General features: G+C 55.3%; 11 protein-coding genes. 5 read left to right on the plus strand and 6 right to left on the minus strand.

Annotation, left to right across the window (positions count from 1 at the left end; genetic code table 11):
* Both infC and DMG62_21075 read right to left on the minus strand, forming a co-directional pair.
* Positions 1–308 (minus strand): translation initiation factor IF-3 (infC, locus tag DMG62_21070; protein ID PYY20949.1); only part of this gene is annotated, 308 nt, incomplete at its 3' end.
* Between the two features lie 213 nt (positions 309–521).
* Entirely contained in the window at positions 522–1964 is a 1443-nt protein-coding gene (locus tag DMG62_21075) for a tRNA (N(6)-L-threonylcarbamoyladenosine(37)-C(2))-methylthiotransferase MtaB (protein ID PYY20950.1), read from the minus strand.
* Between the two features lie 143 nt (positions 1965–2107).
* On the opposite strand from DMG62_21075, the gene DMG62_21080 reads away from it, so the two are divergent.
* Positions 2108–2566 carry a response regulator gene (locus tag DMG62_21080; GenBank protein PYY20918.1) on the plus strand — a complete coding sequence of 153 codons (459 nt, stop codon included), beginning with the start codon at positions 2108–2110 and terminating at the stop codon, positions 2564–2566.
* Between the two features lie 44 nt (positions 2567–2610).
* Here DMG62_21080 and DMG62_21085 read toward each other — a convergent pair whose 3' ends face one another.
* Both DMG62_21085 and DMG62_21090 read right to left on the minus strand, forming a co-directional pair.
* A complete protein-coding gene (locus tag DMG62_21085; protein PYY20919.1) occupies positions 2611–2919 on the minus strand; it encodes a zinc-binding protein in 309 nt (102 codons plus the stop codon).
* Between the two features lie 202 nt (positions 2920–3121).
* Complete coding sequence (locus DMG62_21090; GenBank protein PYY20920.1) at positions 3122–3319, minus strand: 30S ribosomal protein S21; 198 nt, start codon at positions 3317–3319, stop codon at positions 3122–3124.
* Between the two features lie 365 nt (positions 3320–3684).
* Between DMG62_21090 and DMG62_21095 the strand changes: the two genes are divergently transcribed.
* The 3 genes from DMG62_21095 to DMG62_21105 all read left to right on the plus strand — a co-directional run bounded on the left by DMG62_21095 (position 3685) and on the right by DMG62_21105 (position 6395).
* Positions 3685–4221, plus strand: a complete 537-nt coding sequence (locus DMG62_21095; protein PYY20921.1) for a gamma carbonic anhydrase family protein — start codon at positions 3685–3687, stop codon at positions 4219–4221.
* A gap of 157 nt (positions 4222–4378) precedes the next feature.
* Complete coding sequence (locus DMG62_21100) at positions 4379–5023, plus strand: AraC family transcriptional regulator (protein PYY20922.1); 645 nt, start codon at positions 4379–4381, stop codon at positions 5021–5023.
* Positions 5024–5114: 91 nt separating this feature from the next.
* Positions 5115–6395 carry a histidine--tRNA ligase gene (locus DMG62_21105; GenBank protein PYY20923.1) on the plus strand — a complete coding sequence of 427 codons (1281 nt, stop codon included), beginning with the start codon at positions 5115–5117 and terminating at the stop codon, positions 6393–6395.
* 3 nt (positions 6396–6398) lie between these two features.
* Here the strand turns inward: DMG62_21105 and DMG62_21110 are convergent, their stop codons facing one another.
* Complete coding sequence (locus DMG62_21110; GenBank protein PYY20924.1) at positions 6399–9113, minus strand: alanine--tRNA ligase; 2715 nt, start codon at positions 9111–9113, stop codon at positions 6399–6401.
* Positions 9114–9376: 263 nt separating this feature from the next.
* On the opposite strand from DMG62_21110, the gene DMG62_21115 reads away from it, so the two are divergent.
* Positions 9377–10459 (plus strand): rod shape-determining protein, encoded by a 1083-nt coding sequence (locus tag DMG62_21115; GenBank protein PYY20925.1) that lies wholly within the window; start codon positions 9377–9379, stop codon positions 10457–10459.
* Positions 10460–10776: 317 nt separating this feature from the next.
* Here the strand turns inward: DMG62_21115 and DMG62_21120 are convergent, their stop codons facing one another.
* Positions 10777–11982 carry a hypothetical protein gene (locus tag DMG62_21120; GenBank protein PYY20926.1) on the minus strand — a complete coding sequence of 402 codons (1206 nt, stop codon included), beginning with the start codon at positions 11980–11982 and terminating at the stop codon, positions 10777–10779.
* Positions 11983–12144: the final 162 nt, after the last annotated feature.

Consider the following 12144-nt stretch of genomic DNA (forward strand, 5'->3'; position numbering starts at 1 on the left):
AGTACGTGATTCTTTTTGAACTCGTAATCGTGCTCGTCCACATTGATGCGGAACTTCACTTCCTTGATGGTGATGATCTTCTGGTTCTTCTTTGCCGCGCGCTCCTGCTTCTCTTTCTCGTACAGGAACTTGCCGTAATCCTGGATGCGGCAGACCGGCGGATTTGCCGTGGCAGAGATCTCTACCAGGTCAAAACCACGCTCGCGGGCAATTTTGAGGGCTTCAAAGGGTTGCATTACACCAAGCTGAGCACCGTTTTCGTCTATTACACGGATTTCGCGGGCGCGAATTCGCTCATTGGTGCGAATAGTACTGCGGCCAAAACGTTTGTCGATACATTCCTCCGGGGGATTGCGCGGGATCGCGCAGTTCAATGGAGTATAGCATGGAAAAAATCGAGGGGATCGGGCCCTAGAAGAATCGGGTGATCGGGTGAAGTAAGAAGTGGTTATCGGCTCTCGGCTTTCGGCCGCAAACGCTCGTCGTGTAGTCACAATAGCAGAACGCCGAGTGCGCTCTTTTTACTTCACCCGATCACCCGATTCTTCAAGGGCCCGATCCCCCGATATTCCATGCTCCGTGAGGACGCGAGCTCTCACCCTCATCCACTGGTTCGCTGCGTGCTGCCCGCAAATCTCAACTTTCAAATAGTTATCGCTCAGGGCCTCAGTCATCTCTGAATCGCCTTTCGCGAGCGTAATCGCCTCGACAGTCCTTCCCAAAAAGGAACGCCGGAATTTAAGATTCTTCTCCGCAGCCAGATTCCGCAATTCCCGATTCCGTTCTCGTGCGAGTTCGAGAGGAACCTGGTCCGGCATTGCCGCGGCTGGAGTGCCAGGCCGGGGAGAATATGTGAATACATGCAGGTACGTGAATGGCATTTGCGTGATGAAGGCTCGCGATTCCTCGAACAGCTCCTCGCTTTCGCCGGGAAATCCGACCATTACGTCGGCGCCAATGGCGGCGTCAGGCATTGCGGAACGGATCCTTTCCAGCTTTTCGGCGTAATGCCAGGGACGATATTTGCGGTGCATTTTGCGCAGAATGCGATCGCTGCCGGATTGCAAGGGAACGTGGGCGTGCTTGGCAATGCGTTTGGAGGACGCCATAAGGGCAATTAAGTCGTCGGTCCAGTCCATGGGCTCGATTGAACTAAGCCGAATTTTCTCCACCGAAGTGCGTTCCAGGATGACTCGAAGCGCTTCAACAAAGCGATCTATGGCATTAAATCGGCGCGCTTGAGTGTCAGAATCGCTACTTAAAGCCCCAAAACCGCGCTTTTGAGCGACAAAATCGCGTCCCCAACGCCCCAAATTGATGCCGGAAATGACGATTTCTCGGTATCCAGCGGCCTCCAAAACGTGGATTTCACGCAGAATTTCGTCGATTTTGAGCGATCTACTGCGTCCCCGAACGTACGGAATGACGCAAAAAGAGCAGCGGTTATCGCATCCATCCTGGATTTTAAGGTTGGGCCGGGTGCGTTCAATGGCGTCAAAAACCGGCGCGGATTGCAGCTCAGTGTGCGCAAAGATGTCGCTGGTATAGATCTTTGCAGCGAAATCTGAGCCTTGAAAGCTGCCGCTAACAGCATTTAAGGGTACAAATCCGCCGCTGTAAGCAGCGCTGGAGCCGGCAATAATGTTCCCGATTTGGTGTTTGTGAGAGTTTCCAACCACCCAAGTCACGCCCTCTAACGCCGCAATTTCCCCCGGAGCACGCTGCGCATAGCATCCCGTAACGAGAATTTTTGCGTCTGGATGCTCTCTTTTTGTGCGCCGAATGGCGGCGCGAGCGTCCTGATCGGCCGCGGAAGTCACCGTACAGGTGTTAAGAACGACGATATCGGCTTCGGAAGTGGCGTTTACGCGTCGCAAACCGGTGTTTGCAAGCTGGCGTTCAATGGCCGATCCGTCTGCTTGGGCGGCGCGGCATCCGAAGTTCTCGATGTAGTAACCCCTCACGGTGTTATCATAGCCGTTGAACGAGGTGCTCGGTTCACCTCGCAACCTGAGTCGGTGCAACTTGCATCTGAGGTACTCTGGATGACTCTGTCATCTTCGATACTTTCAAACAGCTCAGTATCGGTCCCCCTGGAGCATTCCCGATGAAACGTCGCATCCTGCTTGTTGATGACGAACTCGCTATTCTTCTCACATTGAAAGCCATACTCGAAATCAACGGATTTGAAGTGGATACGGCCGCCTCCGCCAAGGAAGCTATCGCCCGGCTTTCAGGAAACTCTTACCAAATGGTTATCACCGACATGCGGATGGAAACCGAAACCGCTGGCTACGACGTGATCCGCGAAGCTAAAAAGCAGGATTACGATCCGGCAGTGGCTATCCTCACGGCCTTTCCGTTGCTGGGCAGTGATTGGAAGGAAGAAGGCGCCGACTCGATGTTGGTTAAGCCCATGAATACTAACGATCTTCTGCGCCAACTCGAGGCGCTGCTCGTGAGTCATGAGGACAAGCGCCAAGAGCGCCAAGGTACAGCAACCCTTAAAAAAAAATCAGCTAATCGGGCGGCGCAAGACAAGACCGCTGTCGCTCGGCATTCATAGAACACACGTTTCCCTGAAACCGAAAACTTGCAATCGGGAGTCGTTTACGCGGTCGCGCTTACCGCGCGGCGCTGCTGGAAGCATTCGCGGCAAAACACTGGACGGCCCTGCGTCGGTTTGAAGGGCACAGTGGTTTCCTTGCCGCAATGGGAGCAGGTAGTGCGGGTTTCGACTTTTTGATAAGAGTTCGCTGGAGACGCTCCCACAGCCGCTGCCCGCTTTGTTTTGCAGGGCTTGCAGCGCTTGGGCTCGTTCTTGAACTGCTTGTCGTGGAAGAACAGTTGTTCGCCCGCCGTGAAGAGAAACTCAGAGCCGCAGTCTATGCACTTCAGCAGCCTGTCCTGGAATTCCATGAGAAGCCCCCGTTCTCCCTTGAACTGCACGAACTCCACTCCCGCGTGGCTACAGGGCGAAATTCGATTCTTGGGACTTGTTCCCAACTTCAGGTTCGGCCCCCATTCCTTGCGGAATGGTTACATCAAAACTCTTCTCGACTGCGAAGTCTGGTCCAAATAGAAAGGGCCGCCGATATAGGCGGCCCTCTTTGAGAGGTTGCTAGTCCTGTTCTTTGCGAACCTTCTTCCGATTCCGTTTGCGAGCCAGCGCTTGTTTAACGCGCTTCTTCTCACCCGGTTTCAGGTAGAAAGAATGCCGCTTTACTTCCTTGATGATGTCTTCGGTTTGAACCTTACGCTTGAAGCGGCGGAGGGCATTTTCTAACGGCTCACCCTCTTGCACACGTACTTCCGCCAATAACCACACCCCCAGACTGTTCCCATTTGGACTTGCGTAGTTATTGCAGCCTTAAGCCAGCAAGTCAAGCAGATTCGACCAGAATTTACGGCTATTTCGGCTAGTTTTCCCCAGATTTCTTATGGTAGTGGAGAACCGGAGACTTCTCCAAATCGGCGCATGTTACTTTGCTACTTCGGCGTGACGACTAGGATCCCAAAAATCCTCGTCTTTTAGCTTTGGGACACCAAATATTTTTCGGATGGTTTTCCCATCCTGAGGTTTCGACGTAAACGATTTAGTTTTAGATATTTACACAATACTCTAAGGAGTGTCCCACTGTCCCAACGCCCTTGGTGTCGGTGAGACAGCGGGACACTGATAACATGATCCGTTCCTACCAGGGAATTTGTCCTACCATTCCGGCTTCCTGCTACGTGGACGAGTCCGCTCAGGTGATTGGAGATGTCGTTCTGGGCGAGCAAGCAAGCATCTGGATGAACGCCGTTGTTCGCGGCGACGTCCATTCAATCCGCATTGGGGCATATTCCAACATTCAGGATTGCTGCGTACTACACGGAATGCGGAATCAGTACTCCGTAACTGTCGGAGAGTGGGTAACCATTGGGCATAACGTAACGCTGCACGGCTGCGTCGTCGAAGACACCTGCCTGATCGGGATGGGATCGGTGATACTGAACGGCGCTCGCATCGGAGCCGGCTCAATCGTCGCGGCAGGCACGGTGATTCCGGAAAAGACCGTTATCGAGCCGAATTCGCTAGTAGTGGGGGTGCCGGGCAAAACGCGTCGGAAGCTTGGGCCAGAGGACGAGCAGATGATCTTGCGTTATGCCCGCAATTATCTCGATTACACGCAGACATATCTCAACGAACGGCGTCTGAAAACCGAAAACCCCGGGTGAAAGCGAAGCTCACCACGTGGGCCGCGAGGTGGTTGCGAGCCCTCCTGCACGTCAGAATTCGAAATAAAAGCTTGATTTCAGTTGTATCCTTCTCCGTGATCTTCCTGTCCTCCGTGTTCAAGGCGTTTGCTTTTTGCATGATTCAAGAGGTTTCTCGGTGCAGCATACTGTCGGCATTCTGGTCTTTCCTGAAGTTGAGATCCTCGATTTCTGCGGGCCATTCGAGGTTTTTTCGGCCACGCGCCTTAACGAAGAGCGGCGGCGCGAGGAGCCTTCGCCTTTCCGCGTGGTGCTGATTGCTCAGGCAGACGATCCTATTTCGACCACGGGAGGTATGCACGTCCTTCCCGACTTCACGCTTGAGAACCATCCGCCGCTCGACATTCTGATTGTCCCTGGGGGTTGGGGAACCCGTGCCTTGCAGTCGAACAAACGCGTGCTGGGATGGATTGCACTCTGTGCCCAACAAGTGAAGGTGGTCTGCTCGGTGTGCACCGGTTCGTTTCTCCTCGCAGGCGCCGGTATTCTGGATGGACGTTCAGCGACTACTCACTGGGAGTCTCTGCAACGCATGCGCGACACCTTCCCCAATGTCACAGTGCGTGACGATCTTCACGTAGTAAACGACGGAAATATCTTCACCTCCGCAGGAATTTCCGCCGGAATCGACATGACGTTGCATCTCGTCGCATTGATGTATGGAGCTGCCGTAGGACGGGCAACCGCGCGTCACATGGAATATCCAGTTCCCGAAAGCAATGCGCGCCGAGTCGAAGCCCAGTACATCGCGAGCGCTCGGTAAGCCCGTTTCACAGGGATGTGGGGTTGGGAGAAAACCCAATCGTTCTTGCCTTGATGTCTCCGTGGTTAAATAAAACCCAGGTGATTCGAAATTGACGATTAAAGCCGTGCGCGGCACGCGCGACCTGCTGCCACCAGAGACTGAGCTCTGGAACCGGGTGGAGCAGACGGCGCGCGAAGTCTTCACCCTCTACAACTTTTCCGAAATTCGCACTCCCATCTTCGAAGACACGCAACTCTTTGCTCGTGGTGTCGGCGAAGCAACGGACATAGTGTCGAAAGAGATGTACACGTGGGAAGACAGGGCGCGTGCGCAATCGGAGAAGGCACAGTCTTTAACACTGCGCCCAGAGAACACGGCTGGAGTTGTGCGCGCTTATATCGAGCACAAGTTGTGGGAGCGTCCGGCGCTTCAAAAGCTCTACTACATCGGACCTCAGTTTCGCCGTGAGCGTCCGCAGAAGGGACGATATCGGCAGTTCTACCAAATCGGAGCAGAGGTAATCGGACCGCCCTCTGCAGGAAGCGAATCACCTTTGCGTGATGCCGAAGTCCTCGAGATGCTGGTGATGCTCCTAAACCGGCTTGAGATTAAGGACTGGACGTTGCAGCTCAACTCAGTTGGGTCTGCAAGCTCGCGTCCAGCCTACAACGAGGCTTTGCGAAAGGCACTGAGCGGAGTGGTCGATCGAATGTGCACGGATTGCCAGCGACGTGCAGTGACAAATCCACTACGAGTCTTCGACTGTAAGGTTCCCGACGATCAGCCGATTATCGAAACGCTGCCGCGGATTTCGGGATTCCTGGATGAGGCGGATCGGAAGCATTTCGAAGAAGTGCAGAAAATCCTGCATGCGACCGGAGTTCCGTTTGTGCTCAATGATCGACTCGTTCGGGGACTCGATTATTACACGCGCACCGCGTTCGAATTTACACAGGGAAGTCTCGGTGCACAGAATGCCATTTTAGGAGGAGGCCGCTATGACGGACTCTCCGAAGCCCTCGGGGGACCTCGCGCGCCCGGTATCGGCTTCGCAATTGGTGAAGACCGGTTCGTCATCGCCTTGGCCGCTGGAGAAGAGAGTTCAAGTTTCATTTCGGCACCGCAGGCTTATGTTGCTCCACTAGGCGAAGGAATGAATGTTCCGGCTGCGAAGCTCGCATTCGAGCTTCGTTCTCAGGGTGTTCGAGTGGAGCTGGGCGATGAGAGCTTCAGGTTGAAAAAGTCGTTCGAGACAGCAGAGAAACTGGGAATCTCGAAAGTCGTAATCGTCGGCGAGAACGAAGTTGCATCCAATGAATATGCGGTGAAGGATCTGAAGAGCGGCGATCAGGAGAAGGCGAGTAGCTCAAAGTTACGAGAAACACTGTGACGTCTAAGAAGCTAAGGACCGCACTACATCCACTGAACTTTGCAGCGCCGAATCGAGTGCGCCGGGTTCTGAGCCGCCGGCCTCGGCAAGATCGGGCCGCCCTCCGCCTTTGCCGCCCACTTTCTTTGCTACTTCGGCGATGATTTTGCCTGCTTGGACGCGCGTGGTCAGGTCTTTGGTTACACCTACGATTAGCGCGACTTTGCCGTCTTGGACTGACCCGAGCACTACGACTCCTGAACCAAGCTTGTTGCGCATGTTATCGACCAGCGTGCGCATCTGATTGCGTTCCAGGTTATCGACTCGTTGCGTGAGCACCTTGATGCCGTTTGCTTCCTGGACCTGATCGGCGGCAGCGGAAACGGCAGAGGAGGCTGATTTCATGCGCATCTGCTCGAGTTCTTTGCGCAGGCGGCGAATCTCTTCGTCGCGGCGTTCCAATTCGCTCTTGAGCGCCTGAGCTGGGGCGTCGTCGGAGCGGCCGATGAATGTGGAGACTACGTGCTGAAGCTGATGGTCTTTGCGGAAGTGCTGTAGTGAACCTTCGCCACTTACAGCTTCCACGCGGCGGACGCCTGAGGAGACGCTGCCTTCGCGGAGAATCTTCAGCAGGCCAATCTCGCCGGTCGCAAGTGTGTGAGTACCGCCGCAGAGTTCGGTGGAGAAGTCGCCAATTTTCACTACACGGACGCGTTCGCCATATTTCTCGCCGAAGAGGGCCATGGCTTTGAATTCGTTGATGGCTACATCGAGCGGCACGTCTTCGAAGGTCTCAACCCGGGCATTCCTCAGCACCTCGCGGTTCATCAGGTCTTCGATGTCCTGCAACTCTTCGTCGGCAACTGAGGTGAAATGCGAAAAGTCGAAGCGAAGGTGTCCTGGGGCAACCAGCGATCCCGCCTGCTTCACGTGTTTGCCGAGAGTCTCGCGCAGAGCGGCGTGCAAAAGGTGCGTTCCGGTGTGATTCCGTTTCGTCGCTTCACGAACATCAGCATGCACAACCGCTTCGAGCTTTTGTCCAAGATGGATCGGTTGGCGTGCCTTCACTTTGTGCGCACGGACCCCCTGGACCGGCATCACGCAACCGTTTACATCTGCGATCACGTTGCCGGAACTGTCGCGGAAGAGGCCGATGTCGCCCACCTGCCCGCCGGAATCGGCGTAGAAGGGTGTGTGATCCAGCACGATTTCACCTTCTTCGCCGGCTTTCAATTCGGGAACGCCTTGACCGTCTTTAACGATTGCGAGAACTTCGCAGTCGCCTGAAACAGTCTGCTTGTAACCTTCGAAGACTGTTTTGTCGAGATCACGATAGATCGGACTCGCAGTCTGCTTCGCTCCGCCTTTCCAAGAGGCACGAGCACGCTCGCGCTGCTCTTGCATCGCGCGATCGAAACCCGGTTGATCGAACTCAATGCCCTGATCGCGCGCGGCATCAACCATGAAGTCCAGCGGCAGACCGAAGGTGTCATACAGCTTGAAGGCCCGATCGCCACTGTATTGAACGCTGTGTCTGTTCTTGCTCGTAATCAATGGCTGGAAATCTTCTTCAAGCTTCCTAAGTCCCAGGTCGAGAGTATTGGCGAATCTTTTTTCCTCCGACAGAATCACATCGGCAACGCGCTTTACGCTCTCAACCAATTCGGGATACGCGTCCTTCATCAGGTCGCGGACCGCGTAGACCATCTCGTGCATAAACGGTTTCGTCTGCCCCAACAGGCGTCCATGACGAATGCCGCGACGCAGGATCTTGCGCAGCACATATCCCCGCCCTTCATTGGCGGGTAAAACCCCATCGCTAATTAGAAATGTGCAGGCACGCGCGTGGTCGGCGATTACGCGCAGCGATGCAGCTGACCGTGTGTGCTGTTCCGCCGCCAGCTCTTTCTTCAAATCAGTGCCGGTCAATTCTGCAGCTCGCTTGGTGAGCGGCGTAAATAGGTCGGTGTCGTAATTCGACAGCACTCCCTGCAATACAGCAGCAACGCGCTCCAGTCCCATTCCGGTATCGATTGACGGCTTGGGCAGCGGCGTTAATTCGCCTTGGGGACTACGATCAAACTGCATGAAGACGAGGTTCCAGATCTCAACATAACGTCCGCAGTCGCAGGGGAACTTGCAGTCGGTGTGGCCTTCGTCGGATGCTGCTGGGCCCATGTCGTAGTGGATCTCGCTGCACGGACCACAGGGCCCGGTGTCACCCATCATCCAGAAGTTGTCCTTCATTCCCATAGCGAAGATGCGCTCCCGCGGAACTCCCACAGCGCGCCAAAAGCCTTCTGCTTCTTCGTCCTTGGGAACGCCTTGTTCGCCTTTGAAGATCGTGGCGTATAGCTTTTCCTTCGGCAGCCCGTACCAGTCGTCGGAGGTCACCAGCTCCCACGCATAAGCGATTGCGTCCTTCTTGAAGTAGTCGCCGAAGGAGAAATTTCCCAGCATCTCGAAAAACGTGTGATGTCGGCGGGTGAAGCCGACATTTTCGAGATCGTTGTGCTTGCCGCCTGCCCGGACGCATTTCTGCGACGTGGTTGCGCGGGAATAGTCGCGTTTCTCGATGCCGAGAAAGACATCTTTGAACTGGTTCATTCCGGCGTTGGTGAAGAGGAGCGTGGGATCGTTTGCAGGTACCAATGATGAAGAATGGACGCGGCGGTGTCCTTTGCTCTCAAAGAAGCGAAGGAAGGTCTCGCGCGTTTCTGATCCGGAGAGATGGCGCATGGACGTTCTAGTTTAACAAGCTCATTCCATGTGCAGGCGCGCTTGTCATTCCGAGCGCAGCCGAGAAATCTCTACATTTGCCACAAGTTTTATTCTGGCCATGCTTTTCGAACATAACGCCTATGTTTACCTCAAGTTCGTGCTACCCATAGGGATTCCTTACCGCCAAAAACCCGGTGCTTCGGAATGACTAAGGAAGAAGCCAGCGAACGTATTCTGCTGAATTCTCATCTCAATTCAGTGCAAGTAGCTGGTTTCGCTCTATGGGCACCCTCGGCCTCGGTCAACTCGGTAGGCGCGTTCTCTTTCCCTTTGGCGATTCGTCCACGAACAGCCTCATCCTTGATCTGGGCAGCTCGAACACGCGTATCTATCATCCTGTGCGCGGACTCCTGCTGAATGAGCCTTCTCTGGTAGCCCGCAACATCCTTACCGGCGAAACTGTGGCATTTGGCACAGACGCTAAGGAGATCCTGGGACGCACTTCGCGATTCATCGAAGTAGTGAGTCCGCTGCGCAATGGTAAGGTCGCGGACCTCGATGCGACGGCAGCGATGCTCAAGTTTTTCCTGCATCGGGCGCAGCCAAGGCGGTTGAGAAATCCGGGCATGATTATCGCTGTGCCTTCCTCGGCTACTCCTCTGGAGCGGCGTGCAGTCGTGGCGGCAGCCACGCGGGCGAACGCGAGCGATGTTTTGCTGGTTGAGCAAACCCTCTTGATAGCTGTTGGCGTCGGCCTGCCAATCACCACTCCGACGGGCAGTGTAATCGCTGCTATCGGCGGCGGCACGACAGAAGTAGCTGTGGTCTCTTTCGGCGGATTGGTCTATTCGCGCTCGATGCCTGTCGGCGGTCTGGATATGGATCGGGCAATCGCCGACTATCTTCGGTCGAAACACCACGTTCTGATTGGTGACTCTACTGCGGAGCAGATCAAGCTGGAGATGGGCTCGGCCGCTCCGCTGGAACGTGGTCTGCACTACGGTGTTACCGGACGCGATCTCGCGACGGGAATGCCACGCGACGTGTCACTCACCGACGTGGAGATTCGCGACATTCTCGCAGAAGCCCTCGACCGCATTGGCACGGCAATTTTGAATGCCATCGAGCATGCTCCGCCGGAGCTGCTTGGCGACATCAGAAATCGCGGAATTGTGCTTGCCGGCGGAGTTTCCCAATTGCGGAATATCGAGGCGCGCTTCCGGAAGCTTACCGGATTGCCTGTTTTGGTGGCGGACGATCCGTTTAACAACGTGCTCCTCGGTGCGGCAAAGCTGCTTCGGGATCCGAAAATGTTGGCGAGGTTGTCGATTCGGGAAGAGTTGACTTTGAAACGGGCGGCTTAGAGGCTGCGTCAAACTCGATGCAGAGCAGCTGTAGGGCACGGATCTATGCGTGCCATAGTAGAGTCCCTGTTTCCTCTTTGGTGCAGCTTCAGCGGCGGCTCAAGCCACTAAAAAATAAAATGACGTAGGCATCTCTCATTCGGCACGACTTGGAATTCGTGCCCTCCCTACAGCGCTGGAATCGCGGCCGGGACGGTCTAATCCGTGGCTTGCGAAAGCTGGTCGCACGGTTCATACCTTATCGGCACAGTAGGGATTCCTCCCGCCGAAAAACCGGCGGTTCGGAATGCAAGGGAAGGATAAGGCCACGGCCAAGGCTATTGCACAGCAATCACGACCACTGTGGCGTCGTCGTGAAATCGTTCCTCGCAGTGCAAAGCCACAGCCTGCATCAAACTGCGCTGGATCTCTTCGGCTGAGCCGGTGCGATGGCGAATCATGATCTCTTTCACTCGCTCGATCCCGAACTCTTCATTGTCGCGGGTTTCGGCTTCAGTGATTCCGTCGGTGTAGAGCACCAGGCGGTCGCCGGTCTCGAGTTTCAGCTGAGTTTGCTCGTAGGTCCAATCGGAGAAAAGGCCCAGAACACCTCCGCCAACGCGTAGTTCGAGCGCGGTGCCATCAGCGCGGACGAGTATCGGCGGATTGTGCCCGGCGTTGCTGTACGAAAGATTGCGGGACTCGGTATCGATGACGGCGAAAAAGAACGACACAAACTTGCCGATGGGCATGATCTCCACCAGTGCCTCGTTCAGAGAACTGCAAAGCTGCTGGGGATGGACATCATGCATGACGATGCTTTTCTCCAGACCTCTGAGGCTCGCGGTCAGGAGCGCGCCGGGTACGCCTTTGCCGGCTACGTCGGCGATGGAAACAGCGAACTTTGAGGGAGTGAGTGCTGTCAGATGGCAGTAGTCGCCGCCCACGTAACGCATCGAGCGCGAGTCGCCGCTCACCGTTATCCCGTGCTGCGCAGGTAAGGTCAGGGAGAGCAGTTTGCGCTGAATCTCTACGGACTCCTGCTGCTCTTCTTCCAGTTGGACCCTGGCCTTACGGGCCTGTTCGGCGCGGGCGATCAGGTCGCGGGATTTCTGGATCAGCTGAGAGTTCGTCCAGGGCTTTTGGATAAAGTCCGAGGCCCCGCGTTGCAGGGCTTCCACTGCGAGCTCGATAGTTCCCCAGGCAGTGATGACCAAAACGGGAAGTGCAGTATTGATTTTGCGAATACTCGAGATCAGGTCAAGACCTTCCGTTCCCGAAGTGGTGTCGAGGGTGTAATTGAGGTCCATGATCAGGAGATCGAAATTGCTGCTTCCGAGCGCTTCGATCACGGCGGCAGGGTGCATCACCGTCTGCGATTCGAATCCTTCAAGTTTCAGAAGGAGCGAGATCGCATGCAGCACATCCTGCTGATCGTCGGCAACAAGGACGCGTTTGGGTTTGGTAGCCACGCCTGTTCCGGCAGCCAGGGAGGTGGAGTATGAGTCCGTCACTGCAATCTCCGATTCGGTTGAGAAAGACACGTATTAAAGACCTTCAAAGGGAGCACGAGCAGTTCCGGCGGCGGATTTAGGCATGGGTACGGCTTCTATCCGTCCCGTACTAGAGCCCCTATTCCCCTCTTTGTTGGCGCGTTCAGCCGCGCCTGAAACCATGAAAAAATGCAAGGGTGTAGGCTTCTCTCA

The organism is Acidobacteriota bacterium (assembly GCA_003225175.1).
GTDB lineage: Bacteria > Acidobacteriota > Terriglobia > Terriglobales > Acidobacteriaceae > Gp1-AA112.

What these genes read in the sequence shown, in the direction of transcription:
- DMG62_21080 (PYY20918.1), top strand. Translation starts at nt 2,108, where the DNA reads ATGAAACGTCGCATCCTGCTTGTTGATGACGAACTCGCTATTCTTCTC.
- DMG62_21085 (PYY20919.1), bottom strand. Translation starts at nt 2,919, where the DNA reads ATGGAATTCCAGGACAGGCTGCTGAAGTGCATAGACTGCGGCTCTGAG.
- DMG62_21095 (PYY20921.1), top strand. Translation starts at nt 3,685, where the DNA reads ATGATCCGTTCCTACCAGGGAATTTGTCCTACCATTCCGGCTTCCTGC.
- DMG62_21110 (PYY20924.1), bottom strand. Translation starts at nt 9,113, where the DNA reads ATGCGCCATCTCTCCGGATCAGAAACGCGCGAGACCTTCCTTCGCTTC.
- DMG62_21115 (PYY20925.1), top strand. Translation starts at nt 9,377, where the DNA reads ATGGGCACCCTCGGCCTCGGTCAACTCGGTAGGCGCGTTCTCTTTCCC.